General features: G+C 65.8%; 18 protein-coding genes. 10 read left to right on the forward strand and 8 right to left on the reverse strand.

All coding sequences use genetic code 11. The annotated features are described in order from the left end of the window. Positions 1–5: 5 nt before the first annotated feature. On the reverse strand, positions 6–884 hold the full coding sequence (locus tag HMI57_RS09870; protein WP_171585821.1) for an SGNH/GDSL hydrolase family protein: 879 nt from the start codon (positions 882–884) through the stop codon (positions 6–8). A gap of 86 nt (positions 885–970) precedes the next feature. Between HMI57_RS09870 and HMI57_RS09875 the strand changes: the two genes are divergently transcribed. Together HMI57_RS09875 and HMI57_RS09880 are read left to right on the forward strand one after the other, a co-directional pair. Next, a complete protein-coding gene (locus tag HMI57_RS09875; protein WP_171585822.1) occupies positions 971–1,720 on the forward strand; it encodes a tyrosine-protein phosphatase in 750 nt (249 codons plus the stop codon). 54 nt (positions 1,721–1,774) lie between these two features. After that, positions 1,775–2,368 (forward strand): GNAT family protein, encoded by a 594-nt coding sequence (locus HMI57_RS09880; protein WP_171585823.1) that lies wholly within the window; start codon positions 1,775–1,777, stop codon positions 2,366–2,368. A gap of 8 nt (positions 2,369–2,376) precedes the next feature. Here the strand turns inward: HMI57_RS09880 and HMI57_RS09885 are convergent, their stop codons facing one another. After that, positions 2,377–2,727, reverse strand: a complete 351-nt coding sequence (locus tag HMI57_RS09885) for a hotdog fold thioesterase (protein ID WP_216607327.1) — start codon at positions 2,725–2,727, stop codon at positions 2,377–2,379. Between the two features lie 189 nt (positions 2,728–2,916). Between HMI57_RS09885 and paaZ the strand changes: the two genes are divergently transcribed. Next, complete coding sequence (gene paaZ, locus HMI57_RS09890; RefSeq protein WP_171585826.1) at positions 2,917–5,001, forward strand: phenylacetic acid degradation bifunctional protein PaaZ; 2,085 nt, start codon at positions 2,917–2,919, stop codon at positions 4,999–5,001. Between the two features lie 28 nt (positions 5,002–5,029). On the opposite strand, the gene HMI57_RS09895 is transcribed toward paaZ, so the two are convergent. The 6 genes from HMI57_RS09895 to HMI57_RS09920 all read right to left on the reverse strand — a co-directional run bounded on the left by HMI57_RS09895 (position 5,030) and on the right by HMI57_RS09920 (position 10,920). Next, positions 5,030–5,638 carry a TetR family transcriptional regulator gene (locus HMI57_RS09895; RefSeq protein WP_171585827.1) on the reverse strand — a complete coding sequence of 203 codons (609 nt, stop codon included), beginning with the start codon at positions 5,636–5,638 and terminating at the stop codon, positions 5,030–5,032. Then, positions 5,638–6,975: a phenylacetate--CoA ligase PaaK gene (gene paaK, locus HMI57_RS09900; protein ID WP_171585829.1), complete on the reverse strand. Its 1,338-nt coding sequence runs from the start codon at positions 6,973–6,975 to the stop codon at positions 5,638–5,640. The genes HMI57_RS09895 and paaK overlap by 1 nt, the downstream gene beginning before the upstream one ends. Next, on the reverse strand, positions 6,972–7,496 hold the full coding sequence (gene paaI / locus HMI57_RS09905) for a hydroxyphenylacetyl-CoA thioesterase PaaI (protein WP_171585831.1): 525 nt from the start codon (positions 7,494–7,496) through the stop codon (positions 6,972–6,974). Before paaI ends, paaK begins: the two co-directional genes overlap by 4 nt. 180 nt (positions 7,497–7,676) lie before the next feature. Beyond that, on the reverse strand, positions 7,677–9,857 hold the full coding sequence (locus HMI57_RS09910) for a S9 family peptidase (RefSeq protein WP_171585833.1): 2,181 nt from the start codon (positions 9,855–9,857) through the stop codon (positions 7,677–7,679). A gap of 138 nt (positions 9,858–9,995) precedes the next feature. Continuing rightward, positions 9,996–10,586 carry a hypothetical protein gene (locus HMI57_RS09915; protein WP_171585835.1) on the reverse strand — a complete coding sequence of 197 codons (591 nt, stop codon included), beginning with the start codon at positions 10,584–10,586 and terminating at the stop codon, positions 9,996–9,998. Continuing rightward, positions 10,573–10,920, reverse strand: coding sequence for a PadR family transcriptional regulator (locus tag HMI57_RS09920; protein ID WP_171585837.1), 348 nt, complete (start codon positions 10,918–10,920; stop codon positions 10,573–10,575). Before HMI57_RS09920 ends, HMI57_RS09915 begins: the two co-directional genes overlap by 14 nt. A 289-nt stretch (positions 10,921–11,209) precedes the next feature. On the opposite strand from HMI57_RS09920, the gene paaA reads away from it, so the two are divergent. From paaA to HMI57_RS09955, 7 genes are all read left to right on the forward strand, one after another. Further along, positions 11,210–12,184 carry a 1,2-phenylacetyl-CoA epoxidase subunit PaaA gene (paaA, locus tag HMI57_RS09925; RefSeq protein WP_171585930.1) on the forward strand — a complete coding sequence of 325 codons (975 nt, stop codon included), beginning with the start codon at positions 11,210–11,212 and terminating at the stop codon, positions 12,182–12,184. Further along, the gene (gene paaB / locus HMI57_RS09930) at positions 12,185–12,532 is read left to right on the forward strand and encodes a 1,2-phenylacetyl-CoA epoxidase subunit PaaB (RefSeq protein ID WP_171585839.1); all 348 of its coding nucleotides are present in this window, start codon (positions 12,185–12,187) and stop codon (positions 12,530–12,532) included. It begins immediately after the preceding gene. Beyond that, complete coding sequence (gene paaC, locus HMI57_RS09935) at positions 12,529–13,353, forward strand: 1,2-phenylacetyl-CoA epoxidase subunit PaaC (protein ID WP_171585841.1); 825 nt, start codon at positions 12,529–12,531, stop codon at positions 13,351–13,353. Before paaB ends, paaC begins: the two co-directional genes overlap by 4 nt. A gap of 14 nt (positions 13,354–13,367) precedes the next feature. Beyond that, positions 13,368–13,907 (forward strand): 1,2-phenylacetyl-CoA epoxidase subunit PaaD, encoded by a 540-nt coding sequence (gene paaD / locus HMI57_RS09940; protein WP_171585843.1) that lies wholly within the window; start codon positions 13,368–13,370, stop codon positions 13,905–13,907. Further along, positions 13,908–15,080, forward strand: coding sequence for a 1,2-phenylacetyl-CoA epoxidase subunit PaaE (paaE, locus tag HMI57_RS09945; protein WP_171585845.1), 1,173 nt, complete (start codon positions 13,908–13,910; stop codon positions 15,078–15,080). 108 nt (positions 15,081–15,188) lie between these two features. Then, entirely contained in the window at positions 15,189–16,010 is an 822-nt protein-coding gene (locus HMI57_RS09950; RefSeq protein ID WP_171585847.1) for a DUF4397 domain-containing protein, read from the forward strand. Positions 16,011–16,092: 82 nt separating this feature from the next. After that, the gene (locus tag HMI57_RS09955; protein ID WP_228721036.1) at positions 16,093–16,809 is read left to right on the forward strand and encodes a class F sortase; all 717 of its coding nucleotides are present in this window, start codon (positions 16,093–16,095) and stop codon (positions 16,807–16,809) included. The last annotated feature ends 18 nt before the right edge of the window (positions 16,810–16,827 follow it).

The raw sequence follows: 16,827 nt of genomic DNA on the forward strand, positions 1-16,827 counted from the left end.
CCCGTTCAGCGCCACAGGGTGGACAGGTTGACCGTGCTGCGGACCGCCTTGAAATAGCCGCGCTCATACCCCCTGGCAGTCGGGTGCAGGTCGTCGATAGCGGTGAACCCGGTGTAGGTGATCCACGGGTCCCTGGTCCCGATGCCGTGCCCCTTGAACTTCTTCACCACGTCCACGTACTGCAGTCGGTTGGTTTCGGCGTTGTGCCGGATGACCTGGTTGAGCGCATCGGTGCCGTTATTGAACAACCGTTGCGCCTCGGTGCTGAGCAGTACTTCGGATCCCGATCGTGGTGAGAACAGGTGTGGGTAGCCGGTGACAACAATCCGCGCTTTCGGTGCGGCGGCGCGGAGGTTTCCATACAGTTCATCCAGCGCCGCGGCGAGCGTCGTCTGGGCCTGGAGTGTGCGGGAGTCAATCACCTGCTCGCAGACGGCGAGCGGTTGAGTGGCGCACGCACCGACTACCGAGCCGAAATCGAGATCGTTGCCCCCCGCTGACACCGTGACCAGGTCGGTGCCCTTTCCGATCAACCCGGCGCCGACGAGTTGCTCCAGCTGCTCGGGAAGGTCAGGTATGGCGTCGGTGCGGTCGGCGGTCGCCTTCGCCCCGCTGCAGGAGGCGTTGAAGGTCAGCTCGATTCCCCGTCGCTCATCGAGGAGACCCGGCAGTCCCAGCGGGGATTGCCCGCAGGCATTGACGTAGGATCCTGCGCCGAATCCGGCGGCATAGGAGTCGCCCAGTGCAACATAGTCGGCGGGTCCCCGGTGCCGGTCGGGGGCGGTGGCTGAGGCGGGGCCGGCGACGGTGCCGGCGACCAGCCCAAACGCGAGAAGTGTGGCGGCGGTGCTGCGTCCCAGCAGGGACCTTAGGGGAGTTTTCATGGGTTCAAGGTACTCCTGCGGAGGCTTCCTGGATATGGGGGGGCGGAAAGATCCGCCGCCGGGCCGCCACTTGTTAGGGTGTGGACATGATCTCGCACCCAGACCAGGCAGCTGACGCTGCCAGCCCGGGCGTCGTCGGGTGGGACGGAGCGGTCAACGCCCGCGATCTCGGCGGCCTGGGCGGCCTCATCCAACCGCGTCGGATCTACCGGATGGGCCGCCACGAGTGGATCACCGCTGACGGCTGGCAGCAGGCGCATGAAGACGGGGTCCGCACCGTCGTCGACCTCCGGAATCCCGGAGAGTACGGTCGGCGGGAGAACGACCCGGCGGTTGCCGAGGAAGCGCTGGGCCGTTTCTCGATCGTCAACTGTCCCACCGAGGACCAGTCCGACGCCGAGTTCATGGAGCTGGTGGGCCCGTACCTGAGCTCGCCGAAGTACTATCTGGAGAACCTGCGGCGCTGGCCGGAAAAGATCGTCGCGGTGGTGCGGGCGGTGATCAACGCGCCCGACGGTGGGGTCGTGGTCCACTGCTCGGCTGGCCGCGACCGCACCGGCCTCGTGATGACGGTGATGCTGGCCGCCGCGGGAGTGCCCACCGATGAGATTGTCCAGGACTACGCCAGGGGTGTCCGGGGGATTAACGAGTTCCATTCGACCCAGGAGACTCCTCGAGAGATACCCCTGTCCGAAACCGAGCTGGCGGAGCGTGTTGACCTGTCGGTAGCGCATCTGCGGGAGCTGTTGGACGATTTCGACGCCGAGCGGTATCTGCTGGATGCGGGCCTCACCGCCGCGGAACTGGCAGGGTTACGGGCCCGGCTGACCGGCTAGCCTGTCCGTCAGAATCAGCCCGCGGCAGGACAACCCGCGTGGTTGAATGGGCCCATGACCGCACTGCTACCCGTAACGCTCACCGGCCCATCCGTCACCCTGGAGCCGCTCTCGACTGAGCACCACGATGGACTGGTCGACGCTGTCCGGGACGGCGAACTGTGGAATCTCTGGTACACCTCGGTGCCCACTCCTGATTCAATGGCTGAGGAGATCGACCGAAGGCTGGCGCTGCAGGCCCAGGGTGCCATGCTGCCCTTCACCCTCCGCCGGAATGACACCGGCCAGGTTCTCGGCATGACCACCTACTGCAACATCGACGCCGACACACCGCGGGTTGAGATTGGCTACACCTGGAACCGAGCCTCCGTCCAAGGCACTGGAACGAACCCCGAAAGCAAATTGCTGCTCCTGGCCCACGCCTTCGAAACAATCGGGTGCACCGCCGTCGAGTTCCGCACCCACTGGATGAACCAGCAGTCGCGGGAGGCAATCGCCCGCCTGGGCGCCAAACAGGACGGGGTGTTGCGCGCCCACCGGTGGGGTCCCGACGGCAGTCTGCGGGACACCGTCGTGTTCTCGATCATCGCCTCCGAGTGGCCTCAGGTGTTGGCGGGGCTCACCCATCGGCTGGCGAAAAACCGCTAGCTGATGACCTAGCGGCGGTCGATGATCAGGTTGGTGATCCTCAGGCTGCAGAGGCGGGTGCCGTCGTCGTGGGTCAAAACCACCTCATGGGTGGTGAGGGTGCCGCCCAGATGGATTGGGGTGGCGGTGATGGTGACCATTCCTTCGCGGGCCGACTTGTGGTGGGTGGCCGACACATCCACGCCGACGGCCGTCTTCCCCAGAGTGCTCGCATGGATCACGGCCGCCCACGACCCCACGGCCTCACCGACCGCTAGCGACGCACCGCCGTGCAGCAAGCCGAATGACTGCCGGTTGCCTTCCACCGGCATGGTAGCCACCACCCTCTCCACCGACTGCTCGAGAATCTTCACGCCCATCTTCTCGTCGAGTTCGCCAAGCTGAATCTGCCAGACCTGATGGGTCACGGAGGGCTCCTTAGGGAGGAAAGAAACGGGTGCGGAAAATGTCGGTTAATGTACGCTGGACATATTACCGAACGTCCGTTCAGTTATCCTCCCTGAGGCGGCGGGCGCTCGAGACACCCAAAGGCGAAAGGCAAGTCGACGATGACTTCAACAGCGGTACGCGTTCAGACTGTTCCCAGTTTTATCGAGGACGCCTGGTGGACGCCCGACGCCGGCTCTCTGACGGACCGCAACAGTGCGGAGGTCAGGGATGCCAGCACCGGCGAAACCCTCGCGGTCGTCAGCACCGAGGGGCTCGACGTCGCCCAGGTGGTCGACTATGCGCGCACCACCGGTCAGCGGGAGCTGGGGGAGTTCACCATCCACCAGCGGGCGCTCATGCTCAAGGCCCTGGCGCAATTCCTCAATGACCAGCGCACGTCGCTGTATGAGCTGTCCGCCCGGACCGGCGCCACAAAGATCGACTCGATGGTGGACATCGACGGCGGGATCGGGGTGCTCTTCACCTTCGGGTCCAAGGGCCGCCGCGAGCTGCCGAACTCGAACGTGGTGGTGGACGGCCCACCGGAGATCCTTTCCAAGGATGGCAGCTTCCTCGGCGAGCACATCTACACCCGGATCCCCGGTGCGGCAGTTCAGATCAACGCCTTCAACTTCCCGGTGTGGGGCATGCTCGAGAAACTGGCGCCGGCGTTTCTGGCCGGCGTACCGACCATCGTCAAACCGGCGACCCCCACCGGGTACCTGACGGCCGCCGTCGTGAAGTTCATCATCGAATCCAACATCCTGCCGAAGGGGGCGCTCCAGCTGATCTCCGGGTCCGCTCGCGATCTGCTGGACTACCTGGACTACCGGGACATGGTGTCGTTCACCGGGTCGGCGTCGACCGCCAACAAGCTGAAGTCCCATGACAACGTGGTGCACGGCGGCGTCCGCTTCACCTCCGAAACGGACTCGCTCAATGCCGCGATCCTCGGTGAGGATGCCGTCCCCGGCACCCCCGAATTCGACGCCTTCATCAAGTCCCTGGTCACCGAGATCACCGTCAAGGCGGGGCAGAAGTGCACCAGCATCCGCCGCACCATCGTGCCCAAGGCGCTGGTGAACGACGTCGTCGCCGCGGCGAGGGAGCGCATCGAGCAGCGGGTCGTCCTCGGCGATCCGCGCGCCGAGGGTGTCACGATGGGTGCGCTCGCATCGCTGGACCAGCTCAGGGATGTCAGGAGCGCCGTCGAGACCATGATCGCCGCCGGCGGCGAACTGGCCTACGGCACCCTCGACGCTCCCCGCGTCACCCGTGCCGACGGCACGGTGGATACCGTCACGGACGGTGCGTTCATGTCCCCGGTCCTCCTGACCTGGGAAAATGCCGAGGCAATCGAGCTGCACACCGTTGAAGCATTTGGTCCGGTGGCGTCGGTGATCGGGTACGACGACGCCGCCCACGCCGTTCGGCTTGCCGCCCTCGGCGCAGGATCACTGGTCGCGACGGTCTGCACCAACGACCCCGCCGTCGCGCGCGAGCTGGTTCTCGGTATCGCAGCCCACCACGGGCGGGTGCTGATGCTCAACCGGGAAGATGCCCGCAGTTCCACCGGCCACGGCTCGCCGGTCCCGCACCTGGTGCACGGTGGACCGGGACGCGCTGGCGGAGGCGAGGAACTCGGCGGTATCCGATCGGTCCTGCACCACATGCAGCGCACCGCGATCCAGGGGTCCCCGAACATGCTCACCGCGGTAACCGGCGTCTGGCACACCGGTGCCAACCAGCGGTTCGATGACACGCACCCGTTCCGCAAGGACCTGGCGGCCCTGCAGATTGGCGACGCCGTCCGCTCGGAGCTGCGACAGGTGACCCTTGAGGACATCACTGCGTTCGCGAACAGCACGGGGGACACCTTCTACGCGCACACCAACGAGGAAGCCGCTGCCGCCAACCCGTTCTTCCCAGGGATCGTGGCGCACGGGTACCTGCTGCTGTCCTGGGGTGCGGGATTGTTCGTTGACCCCGCTCCGGGGCCGGTGCTCGCCAACTACGGGCTGGAGAACCTGCGGTTCATCACCCCGGTGGCTGCTGGCGACTCGATCCGCGTCACCCTGACCGCCAAGCGCATCACCCCGCGCGAGGACGAAGAATACGGTGAGGTCGCCTGGGACGCCGTGCTGCACAACCAGGACGACGAAATCGTCGCGACCTACGACGTCCTGACGCTCGTCGAGAAGTAGCCGAGCCCGCGGATGGACTCGGGGTGTCCTAGGTGCTGTGGAGCCCGTCGAAGACCATCGTGATGACGTCGTCGGCCAGTTGGTCCGGTGTCACAGCGCCGCCGGGTTTGTACCATTCGACAATCGAGTTGATGGTGCCGAACAGCAGCCGGGTGGTGGTGCGTGGGTCGATGTCGGAGCGTAGGGACCCTTCCGTGCGCGCTGCGTCCACCAGCGCCGCCACCTGATGGTCGAAGGCGCGCCGTCGTTCCAGCGCGCCGCGCTCCACCTCGGTGTTTCCCCGGAGCCGCAGCAGCAGGGTCACGAACGGCAGCCGCTCGATCAGCACCGCGATGGTGCCGCGCAACACGAACTCCAGCCGGGCGTCAGCCTTGCCCGAGGTGGCCAGCGGGTCGGTCAGCACGGCTTCCAGGCCGCCCAGGGCATGGTCCAGCGCCAGGCGCAGCAGATCCCCTTTGGAGGGGACGTGGTGGTAGATGGCGGACTTGCTGATTCCCAGGTTCTCGGCGAGGACGCCCATTGACGTCGCCTCATAGCCGTGCCGGTTGAACACGTCGACGGCGATCGTCAGGACGGCCTGCTGGTCGTAGCCGGGCCGCCCGCGGCGGTTGGCCGTCTGCGGGGAAGCGGTCGGCATCAGTTGCCGCCCTTGGGTCGCAGATCGTAGATGCGGCGGAGCTTGCCGCTGGACCGGGCCAGTGAACCCGGCTCGGCGATGGTGACCGCGCAGCTGGATCCGATGTGGATCTTGATCTGCTCGCTGAGGTGGCTGGCCGCGGCTTCCGCGTCGTGCGCCGAGACGCCCTCGCGCGGTTCAATCTTGACGGTCATCGCGTCCATCCGTTGCCCTTCCGGACGGGTGATCTCCAGCTGGAAGTGAGGGCTGAGCGCCGGGATGCGGAGCGCAATCTCCTCGATCTGGGTGGGGAAGAGGTTGACCCCGCGGAGAATGATCATGTCGTCGCTGCGTCCGGTAATGCGTCCCATGCGTCGCATACCGGGCCGCGCAGTTCCGGGAAGCAGCCGCGTCAGGTCGTGGGTGCGGTACCTGATGATGGGCAGCGCCTCCTTGGTGAGGGAGGTGAACACCAGCTCTCCGTGCTCGCCGTCGTCGAGCACCTTGTCGGTGAACGGGTCGATGATCTCCGGCCGGAAGTGGTCTTCCCAGATGTGGGAGCCGTCCTTGCTTTCGACGCATTCGCCCGCCACGCCGGGGCCCATCACCTCGGACAGGCCATAGATATCGCAGGCATCGAACCCCATCCGGCTCTCCAGCTCGTGGCGCATCTCCTCGGTCCAGGGCTCAGCGCCGAGCACAGCGGTCTTCAGCGACGTGCTGGCGGGGTCGATACCCGCGGCAGCCATCGCGTCAAGGATGGTCAGCAGGTAGGTGGGAGTCGCCAGGATGGCGTCGGGCTCGAAGTCGGTGATCAGCTGGACCTGCCGTTCGGTCTGCCCGCCCGAAATGGGGATCACTGTACAGCCTAGCTTTTCGGCTCCGAAGTGGGCGCCAAGCCCCCCGGTGAAGAGCCCGTAGCCGTAGGCGTTGTGGACCTTGTCGCCCTTCTTGACGCCCGACGCGCGGAGCGACCGGGCCACCAGCGTGGCCCAGCGGTCAAGATCCCCGGTGGTGTAGCCGACGACCGTCGGGCGGCCGGTGGTCCCTGACGATGCGTGGATTCGGGCCACCTGGTCCTGCGGGACGGCGAACATCCCGAACGGGTAGGTGCGGCGCAGGTCTTCCTTGGTGGTGTACGGGAACACCGAAAGGTCGCCGAGCTCCTTGAGGTCGGTGGGGTGCACCCCTGCCGCGTCGAACTTCTCCCGGTACAGCTGGACGTTGTCATAGGCATACTGCACGGTGTGTTGGAGCCGGGTGAGCTGCAGTGCCTCGATCTGGTCCCGGGACATCAGCTCCTCGGCGTCGAGGGTTGCAGGATCAGCGGCGGTGGCCTTGAGTGCAGTACTGGTCATGGGAGGCTCTTTTCTGTGCTGGGGACACCACTACTGGGGACAACACGGCTAGGGACGGCTGTGCCGGGAACGGTGCTGTGGGCGTCGGCGGGCCGGTTCGGGTTCGGGATGGTGCGGGACCGCCCCCGGAATTCGGCAATCGCACGGGTACCCTCACTGTTCTCGGCGGTCACCGCAATGTCGTAAAGACCGCTCCGGCCAGCCGAGGCGCGGTGGGTGGCGGTGGCCGTCAGCAGGTCGCCTGGCCGGGCAGAAGCCAGGAAGGTGACGTCAGCGCCCGAGGCGACGGTGATCGTTTCGGTCTCACCGACCGGGTTACAGGCCAGGGCGAAGGCCGAGTCGGCGAACGCAAACACCATCCCGCCGTGGGCTATCCCGAACCCGTTCAGCATCTCGGGGCGCAGCGTCATGGTGATCACCGCGTAACCGTCGTCAAGGGCAACGACGTCGATCCCGAGCCAGCGCGAGGCATGGTCCTGTTCGAGGATAGGGTGCGTGGGTTGGACGCCGGTGTCCGCCATTGGAGCCTCACTACTGGGTGACCGTGATTAGTAACCGAATGTTCATTAGGTAATTGATTCAGGTAATACCGGCAGGCAGGCTGGTGTCAAGCGATGACGACAGGGGGCAGCACTATTACCGCACGAGACGGACCGCGGAGGAGGGTGCCCATGCGGCGCCCTCCTCCGTGGGCGGCGGTGCTAGGCGGTGGTGTCGCCGGTCAGGGGCTTCTCGGCCCCGAGCGCGGAGGCCACAAAGGCGTAGTCCCAGGCGACGTCCTTCCACTTTTCGTACCGGCCGCTGGCGCCGCCGTGGCCGCCGTCCATCTCGGTTTTCAGGACGATCGGTTCGCTGCCGGTGGTGGTTTCACGCAACTTGGCCACCCACTTGGCGGGCTCCACGTACAGCACCCGGGTGTCGTTGAAGCTCGTTACCGCGGCGATCCGGGGATAGGCCGTCGGCTGGATGTTCTCGTAGGGGGTGTACTCCTTCATGTACCGGTACACCTCGGGGTCGGTGATCGGGTTGCCCCATTCCTCCCATTCCAGGGCTGACAACGGCAGCTCCGGGTCGAGGATGGTGGTCAGCGCGTCAACGAACGGCACCTGGGCCACGACCGCGCGGTACATTTCGGGGGCGAGGTTGGTGATGGCGCCCATCAGCAGGCCACCCGCCGACCCGCCCATGGCGGCGATCCTGCCCGGATCGACGAAGGGGGACGCCGCGACGTGGCGGGTGGCATCCACGAAGTCGGTGAACGTGTTCTTCTTGGTGAGCTTCTTCCCGCCCTCGTACCAGGTGCGGCCCATCTCGCCGCCACCCCTGATGTGCGCGACGACGAAGACCACGCCGCGGTCCAGGAGCGACAGCCGGGAGATGGAGAAACCCGGATCCATGCTGATCTCGTAGCTGCCGTAGGCGTACACCAGGGCCGGATTGCTGCCGTTCGCTGGAAGGTCTGTTCGCCGCAGCACCGACAGCGGGATCAGGGTGCCGTCCGTCGCAGTGGCCCATTGCCGCTCGGCCGTGTAGTCCTCCGACCGGTACCCGCCGCGCACCTCGGTCTGCTTGCGGAGCAGCAGGCTGCCGGTGTCGAGCACGTAGTCGTAAACGCGTGGGGGAGTGAAGAACGAGGTGTAGGAGAGCCGGATGATCGGCGAGTCGAACTCCGCGTCGGCCAGGTGGCAGGTGAACAGCTCCTCATCGAACGCTGGCTCCTCGGGGACAGGCTGGGTAGGGGTCCCGAGCCCTTCGAGCGGGAGGACCTGGACCCGTTCGATGGTGTCCTTGCGGACCGAGACGACGAGGTGTGTGGAGGTGACGGCGACACCGCCCACGCGGACGGCGTCGTCGTGCTCCACCACTGTGCGCCACCGCTGCTTGGCGAGCGGTAAGCCGAACTCGGATTCGGCGGCGAGGCTGACCATCGAATTCTTGGCGTTCCGGTTGTGGGTCAGGACGTAGTGGCGCTCGCCGTCGATCGTCACGGGGTCCGCCTCGTAAAGCACCTTCTCGCTGCGCGGGATCAGCGTCAGGAGGCCTGCCGAGGGGTTCGCCAGATCGAGGACTCGGTATTCGCTGTACTCGGAGCAGCCGATGCCGATGATCAGCTGTGAGCGGTCGGCGGACAGGTCGAAGCCGGTCCACATGGCGACATCGTCCTCCTGGTAAACCACGGTGTCCTGTTCAACCGGGGTGCCGAGGGTGTGGGACTTGATCTGGTAGGGGCGCCACGAGTCGTCGACCACCGTGTAGAACACCTGGGTGCCATCGGGCGAGAAGGCCAGGCCGTAGAAGATGTTGGGCACCACATCGGGGAGTAGCTCGCCGGTGCGCAGGTCCTTGATGCGCAGGGTGAACCGCTCGTCGCCGGCGTTATCCTCGCAGTAGGCCAACAGGTGCCCGTCCTCGGTGACGGCCAGGCCGCCCAGGGAGAAGAACGGCTTCCCCTCAGCCTCGGCGTTGCCGTCCAGCATGATCTGTTCGCCGTCGATCGGCTGGCCGGGGACGATTTCCGGTGGAGTCCAGTCCCGGTTCAGGTCCCCGGTGTCAGTGGCTGCCACCCGGCAGTTAATGGCATACTGCTTGCCCTCTTCGGTGCGGGCGTAATACCACCAGCCCCGCTTGCGGGAGGGAACCGACAGATCGGTTTCCTGGGTGCGGTTTTTGATCTCATTGAAGATGTCCTGCCGGAGTTGTTCCTGGCCAGCGGTCACGGCCTCCGTGTACTTGTTCTCGGCAGTGAGGTGGGCCACCACCTCGGGGCTCTCCTTTTCCCGCAGCCACTCGTACTCATCGACAAACGTGTCCGAGTGGTGGGTGCGTTCCGTCGGGACCTTCTTGGCGACGGGCGGGGCGGGGAAATGCGTCTCTGCAGTCATGGAATCCATCCTGCCAGAGACTCAGCCGTGCAGCTTTCCCCAGGTTCTGTGCCCCATGCCGTGTGGCGCCGTGCAACACGCGGGTGGATTCACGACGGCGGCGACAGTACCTGGGGAGACTTGCACCCCCGGAGGCTCTCAGCTGATCCGGAGCGTGGGGCGGACCACGGGATCGGCACTTCGGGCAGCCCACCAGATGAAGCCGGCCACGGCCAGGCATGCACCAACCAACATGGGGATCGCCGGCAGTCGAAGGAACACCACGTCGGGGGTCAGCCCAATTGCGGCTGCTACTGCGAGGGCAATACCCATCCCCAACAGCCCGCTTTGCCAGATGGCCCATGAACGCACTATCGCATCCAGATTGACTGAGATGACCACGAGGGCGGCGCACACGACCAGGATCAGGGTGAGCAGGACGGCCGTGACCTCGAAGTCTCTGCCAGTGACTACCGGAGTGATCGCGAACGGCAAGACGGTGAAGGCGGCAACGCCGACGGCCCTACCAACCCAGAGCATCGCGCCTCCGTTCCGGCGACCCGGCAGGGCGAGGTTCTCGGCGTACTCGTCCGGCGGACCGAAGGCGTCGATAGGACTTTCGCCGGTGTCTTGAAGGTGAGCCTCGACCGTCGACACGGCGTCGCCAATCAGGTCACCGGGGACGTCCCGCAGCCGCAATTCCACAATGAAGTCCTCCAGCCACTTTCGCTGCTCGTTACTGGTGATCATTTGGGGCTCCGTTCAGGTGGGTCAGGGTCTGGGTGGTGAAGGCTTGCCAGTCGGTGGTTTGTTGGGCCAGTTCGGCCCGGCCGGCATCGGTGAGTGAGAAGTACTTGCGGCCGGGGCCGCCGTCACCCGCCCGCCACTCGGTGGTGACGAGTTGGGCAGACTCGAATCGGGTCAGCAGCGGATACAGGGTCCCTCCCTTGATGGAGCCCAGTCCCGCTTCCTCCAGGGCTGCGGCAATCGCGTAGCCGTACGTGGGGCCGGACTCAAGGACCTTGAGCACACTCATCCCGAGGACGCCGCGCATCCACTCGCTGGGCCATTGTCTATCGCTCATGACTACATAGTTGCACTAACTAGTCAGACTGTCTACCTAGCTATCCCGTGCAGCATTCCCCACCTTCCCGTCGTGAAAGTGCGCGCGAGGCGCAACACGCCGCTGGTGTGGCCGTCGCCGCGTCAGTACCTGGGGGAACCTGCACGGCAGGAGGGGCGATGGTTGACTGTCCGGCGGCCGTCCCGATATCCTGAACGAACGGTCGGTAATTAACCTGCGGCCGACATCGCGTACTTCTGACGCTCACAGTGAGGTGACCACCATGGCAACAGCACCAGCAGTTGACCAGATGCCGGCCGAATCAGCCACCGAGACCGAAGAGGAGCGCGCCGGACGCGAACAGTTCGAGCGCCTCATCAGCGAGGATTCACGGATCGAACCCCGCGACTGGATGCCCGAGGCCTACCGGAAGACCCTTGCCCGGCAGATTTCCCAGCACGCACACTCCGAGATCATCGGCATGCAGCCCGAAGCCAACTGGATTTCCCGCGCACCGTCACTGAAGCGCAAGGCCATCCTCATGGCCAAGGTCCAGGACGAGGCTGGCCACGGCCTGTACCTCTACTCGGCTGCTGAAACCCTCGGTACCCCCCGGGACAAGATGACCGAAGACCTGATCGCCGGCAAAGCCCGCTATTCAAGCATCTTCAACTACCCCGCCGTCACTTGGGCGGACATGGGGGCCATCGGCTGGCTCGTCGACGGCGCCGCGATCGCCAACCAGGTGCCCCTCTGCCGGGCGTCCTACGGCCCCTACGGCCGCGCCATGGTCCGGATCTGCAAGGAGGAATCCTTCCACCAGCGCCAGGGGTTCGAGATCCTGCTGGAACTCGCGAACGGCACTCCCGCCCAGAAAGAAATGGCCCAGGACGCCGTCAACCGCTGGTACGCCCCCTCGCTGATGATGTTCGGCCCGCCCGACGACGATTCGCCCAACTCCAAGCAGTCGATGGCCTGGAACATCAAGCGGTTCTCCAACGACGAGCTCCGCTCACGCTTCGTCGGCATGATGGTGGAGCAGGTCAAGGTCCTCGGCCTGACCCTGCCCGATGACCAGATCCGGTTCGACGAGGACACCCAGCAGTGGGAGCACGCCCCGCTCGACTGGAACGAGTTCAAGGAAGTCCTCGCCGGCAGGGGACCCTGCAACGCCCAGCGGATGGAACGCCGTCGTGAAGCCCACGAGGACGGCGCCTGGGTGCGCGAAGCAGCGGCAGCCTACGCCGACAAGCGGGCCACAGCAGCACAGCAGAAGGCGGCCTAGATGACCGGCGGTTCAACCACAGGCGACGACGGTTCGGCGGCACCAGCCCCGGCAGCTCCCGAGAAGCGCCAGCCCTGGCCGCTGTGGGAGGTCTTCGTTAGGTCTTCCCGCGGTCTCTCGCACGTCCACGCTGGGTCCCTGCACGCGCCCGACGCCGAGATGGCCGTCCGGAACGCCCGGGACCTGTATACCCGGCGCAACGAGGGCGTGAGCCTGTGGGTGGTGCCAGCGTCGTCGATCATCACCAGCGACCCCGACGCCAAGGGGCAGTTCTTCGAGTCCCCGCAGGGCAAGGACTACCGGCATGCGACCTACTACACCAAGAGCGACGGGGTGAAGCACCTGTGAGCGAATCCAACGCCAGCGCCACCCGGATTACCCCCGGCAACGCTCTGCGCCCTGAAGACATCGCCGCCGCGGACCTGCGGCCGAGCGCCGACGTCGCCGAGTATGCGTTGCGCCTCGGCGACGACTCGCTGATCCTCTCCCAGCGGCTCGGCTGGTGGATCTCGCGGGCACCGGAGCTGGAAGAGGACGTGGCCCTGGGCAACATCGCCCTGGACCTGATCGGCCACGCACGGTCTTTCCTCAGCTACGCCGGCCACGGCCTGGACAAGACCGAGGATGATCTGGCCTACTTCCGGCGCGAACCGGAGTTCCGCTGCGCTCACCTGTTTGTGCAGCCCAACGGCGATTTTGCCCGCACCATCGCTCGCCAGTTGGTGGTCTCGCACTACCAGTTCGAGCTCTACTCACGGCTGATGCACTCGACCGACGCCACCCTCGCGGCCATCGCAGCGAAGGCCGTCAAGGAAGTCGACTACCACCGCGACCACAGCAGCCAGTGGGTGCTGCGCCTGGCCCTGGGCACCGACGAATCCCGCCGCCGCATGATCGCCGGACTGAAACTGACCTGGCCCTACGTGGAGGAACTCTTTGTCGACGACCAGCTCATCGATACCCTCGGTGAGGCTGCGGTCCGCCCGAGCACCCTCCGGGCTCCGTTCGATTCCCTGATCAGCGCATTGTTCGCCGAGGCCGACCTGGATATCCCCGCGGTGCCAGGAGCGGTCGGTGGCGGACGTGCCGGCAAGCACAGCGAACACCTCGGCTACCTGCTCGCCGAAATGCAGGTGCTCGCCCGCGAGCATCCCGGCGCCACCTGGTAACGGCGGGTGCAGGCATGAGCATCGACGCGTCTTCAGTGGACACCAGTACCAACACCGCGCACCGGCTTGTTGACGCCGAGTCCGCCCGGATCTGGGATATCGCCGCCACCGTGGTGGACCCCGAGATCCCGGTCCTCACCATCGAGGATCTGGGCATCCTGCGCCAGGCAACGCTCGACGGCGACGGCGCCGTCACGGTGACCATCACGCCCACCTACTCGGGCTGCCCCGCCATGGACGCGATCCGGGATGACGTCACGAGCGCCCTCGCCGGACACGGCTACAGTGATGTCCGGGTGCGGCTCACGCTCGCTCCGGCCTGGACCACCGACTGGATGACCAGCGCCGGCAAAGCCAAATTGGACGAGTACGGCATTGCCCCGCCCGCCGGCCTCGCTGCGGCGGGACCCATCCGGGTGGGACTCAGCGTGAAGTGCCCGCAGTGTTCCTCCCTCAATACCCGCGAACTCACCCGCTTCGGTTCCACCTCCTGCAAGGCGCTCTATGTGTGCCAGGACTGCAAGGAACCCTTCGACTACTTCAAGGTGCTCTAGATGGCAGTCAAGCTTGCCCCGTCCACCCAGCGACGCACAGCCTTCAACGAGCTCATCGTCGCCGAGGTCCGGCGGCTCACCGGCGACGCCGTCGAGGTCACCTTCGCCGTCCCCGACCACCTGGCTGGCAAGTACAACTACCTGCCGGGCCAGTACGTCGCGTTGCGCACCACCCTTGACGTCGACGGCTCACCCGTCGAGGTGCGCCGCAGCTATTCGATCTGCGCCGAGCCTGTTCCGGGGGAGATCCGGGTGGCGATCAAGAAGGATCTTGGCGGCGTGTTCTCCAGCTGGGCGAACGAATCGCTGAAAGCAGGCGACCGGCTCGACGTCATGAGCCCGATGGGCCAGTTCATCTCCAAGCATGAAATGAACGAGCTCAACCGGCCTGAGCACCTTCAGCAGAACCTCACCGTCGCGGGGGAGTCCACCTTCGTCGCGGTGGCCGCGGGTTCCGGCATCACGCCGGTAATCGCTATTGCCCGGACGGTGCTGGCCGCCAACGATTTTGTGCGCTTTGACCTGATCTATGCGAATAAGGCAGCGATGGATGTGATGTTCCTCGAAGAGCTCGCTGATCTCAAGGACCGTTACCCCGCCCGGTTTGCCCTGCACCATGTGCTGTCCCGAGAACAACGGATTTCCCCGTTGCTCAGTGGCCGGATCGACGCTGACAAACTGGAAAAGCTGCTCGGCACCGTTATCCGGACCGACGACGTCGACGAGTGGTTCCTCTGCGGACCCTTCGAACTCGTGCAGCTGTGCCGCGACACCCTGGCGGAGCGCGGTGTGGCGCCGGAGAAGATCCGGTTCGAGCTTTTCTCGACCGGCGAGCCCACCCGGCCGGAAGGGCAGATCGGCCGTCCGGTCCGCGCTGACGACGGCGGCGAGAATTACACCATCTCCTTCAACCTCGACGGGCTGCAGGGCAAGGTTGCCAGCCCCACCCATGCCCGGGAGTCAATTCTCAACGCGGCACTGCGCGTACGCCCCGATGTACCGTTCGCCTGCGCCGGCGGTGTCTGTGGCACCTGCCGCGCGAAACTGGTCTCCGGCACCGTGGAGATGGAAGAGAACTACGCGCTGGAGCCGGACGAGATCGAGAAGGGCTACGTGCTCACCTGCCAGTCCCGTCCCACCAGCGACACCGTCTCGGTGGACTACGACGCCTGACCTTTTTCACAGAAATATTCATGCTCCTGCATCCAAAGTGCCGCCACCGACGGTAGTACCGGTGTAAGCATCAGTTGGAGGCCCCCTGGGCCCGAGTGAGGAGCAAAAATGCGAAAGAGCCTTTACGCAGTAGGAGCAGTAGCAGTTCTCGGCGCTGCTTCAGTCGCAGCACCGGCAGTAGCCACCGAAACCGGTGACACGGCCTCATTGTCAGTCCTTCACGCTGTCCCCGACCTGACGGTCGACGTCTACGTCAACGGTGACCTGACCCTCGACGATTTCACCCCCGGCGAGCTGGCTGGTCCCCTTGAACTTCCAGCCGGCGACTACGAGTTGGCGGTGACGGCCTCCGACGCCGCTGACGCCAGCGAACCAGTCATCGGCCCTGTGGCTGTGACGTTGGCAGCGGGCGGCAACTACACGGCCACCGCCAACCTCGACGCTGAAGGCGCCCCCACAGCAAACTTCTATACGAACGATGTCTCTGCTGTGGAGGCTGGCCAGTCCCGGCTGACCGTCCGCCACACCGCGGCTGCCCCAGCGGTCGACGTCCTCGCCGGCGATGCGGTGGTGGTGGAGAACCTCAGCAATCCTGACGAGGCGACCCTGACCACCGACCCTGGCACCATCTCGGCCTCCGTGGCGGCCACCGGGACCACCGACCCTGTGATCGGCCCGGCTGACCTGACCCTCGGCGAAGGCACCGCAACCATCGTCTACGCCTGGGGAAGCCTCGAAGACGGCAACCTTGCCCTCGCCACCCAGGTGATCGAGGGACTCCACTCCGACCCTGCAGCGGTCCCCGGCGCACAGGCCGGCCCAGCGCAGGACAACACCGCAGCGATCCTCGGAGCAGGCGCCCTCGGCCTCGTGCTCCTCTCGGGAGCAGCTGTCGCCGCCCGGGTGCGTACCGCCCGCGCCGGCAAATAAACCAGTGTGGGCAGGGTGGGGGCCCCCTCTCGCTCCTTACCCTGCCCACCTGTCTACCCACCCCCGACGAAAGACCCACTCCTTGCCGCATAAGTCCCTCCGTCTGACCGCAGTGGCCCTGGCTGCCTCACTTGGTTTGTTAGCTGGTGGGTGCGCAACCTCCGCAAGCCAGGCGGAGCCGGCGACGATCGTCGAACGATCAACGCCGCTGGCGACCATCGAGGCGCCGGACCTGCCGGAGAGCGGCACCACCGCCCAGGAAGCGACCGGACCCGACGCACCGGCTGAGGAACCAGCCGACGACGGCGCGCCGAGCGTCCCCGTCCGTCCGGCCACTGGAGCGCTGGCAGAAGCCACGCCCCGTCCCGTCTCGCTCGACATTGCCGGCACCGACATCTCCGTCGATGTGATCGACGTGGGCATCGCGAGCGACAACGAAATGGAAATCCCCGACAGCTTCTACGAGGCGGGGTGGTACCGGTACGGCCCCGCGCCGGGCGCCTCCGCGGGCAACGCAGTCCTCGCCGCGCACATCGACATTGGGACCGAGGTCATGCCCTTCACCCAGCTGAAGGACGTCCCACTCGGCACCATCATCACTGTCGGACGCGAGAACGCGGAGCCGGTGCAGTACCGGGTCACCGACGTCAGGCATGTTCCGAAGGCAACCCTCGACACCTCCCAGATCTTCCAGCGCGATGGCGAACACCGGCTGATGATTCTCACCTGCGGAGGGGACTGGCTAGTAGACAAGGATGATTATGAGGATAATGTTGTGCTGACGGCCTCCCCGCTCTGAACGGTCCATGCACGCAGC

It is taken from the genome of Arthrobacter sp. 260 (genome assembly GCF_013116745.1).
Classification (GTDB): Bacteria; Actinomycetota; Actinomycetes; order Actinomycetales; family Micrococcaceae; genus Arthrobacter_D.

What these genes read in the sequence shown, in the direction of transcription:
- paaZ (WP_171585826.1), top strand. Translation starts at nt 2,917, where the DNA reads ATGACTTCAACAGCGGTACGCGTTCAGACTGTTCCCAGTTTTATCGAG.
- HMI57_RS09880 (WP_171585823.1), top strand. Translation starts at nt 1,775, where the DNA reads ATGACCGCACTGCTACCCGTAACGCTCACCGGCCCATCCGTCACCCTG.
- paaE (WP_171585845.1), top strand. Translation starts at nt 13,908, where the DNA reads ATGGCAGTCAAGCTTGCCCCGTCCACCCAGCGACGCACAGCCTTCAAC.
- HMI57_RS09910 (WP_171585833.1), bottom strand. Translation starts at nt 9,857, where the DNA reads ATGACTGCAGAGACGCATTTCCCCGCCCCGCCCGTCGCCAAGAAGGTC.
- paaK (WP_171585829.1), bottom strand. Translation starts at nt 6,975, where the DNA reads ATGACCAGTACTGCACTCAAGGCCACCGCCGCTGATCCTGCAACCCTC.
- paaI (WP_171585831.1), bottom strand. Translation starts at nt 7,496, where the DNA reads ATGGCGGACACCGGCGTCCAACCCACGCACCCTATCCTCGAACAGGAC.
- HMI57_RS09950 (WP_171585847.1), top strand. Translation starts at nt 15,189, where the DNA reads ATGCGAAAGAGCCTTTACGCAGTAGGAGCAGTAGCAGTTCTCGGCGCT.
- HMI57_RS09920 (WP_171585837.1), bottom strand. Translation starts at nt 10,920, where the DNA reads ATGAGCGATAGACAATGGCCCAGCGAGTGGATGCGCGGCGTCCTCGGG.
- HMI57_RS09875 (WP_171585822.1), top strand. Translation starts at nt 971, where the DNA reads ATGATCTCGCACCCAGACCAGGCAGCTGACGCTGCCAGCCCGGGCGTC.
- paaD (WP_171585843.1), top strand. Translation starts at nt 13,368, where the DNA reads ATGAGCATCGACGCGTCTTCAGTGGACACCAGTACCAACACCGCGCAC.
- HMI57_RS09915 (WP_171585835.1), bottom strand. Translation starts at nt 10,586, where the DNA reads ATGATCACCAGTAACGAGCAGCGAAAGTGGCTGGAGGACTTCATTGTG.
- paaA (WP_171585930.1), top strand. Translation starts at nt 11,210, where the DNA reads ATGCCGGCCGAATCAGCCACCGAGACCGAAGAGGAGCGCGCCGGACGC.
- HMI57_RS09870 (WP_171585821.1), bottom strand. Translation starts at nt 884, where the DNA reads ATGAAAACTCCCCTAAGGTCCCTGCTGGGACGCAGCACCGCCGCCACA.
- HMI57_RS09885 (WP_216607327.1), bottom strand. Translation starts at nt 2,727, where the DNA reads ATGGGCGTGAAGATTCTCGAGCAGTCGGTGGAGAGGGTGGTGGCTACC.
- paaB (WP_171585839.1), top strand. Translation starts at nt 12,185, where the DNA reads ATGACCGGCGGTTCAACCACAGGCGACGACGGTTCGGCGGCACCAGCC.
- HMI57_RS09895 (WP_171585827.1), bottom strand. Translation starts at nt 5,638, where the DNA reads ATGCCGACCGCTTCCCCGCAGACGGCCAACCGCCGCGGGCGGCCCGGC.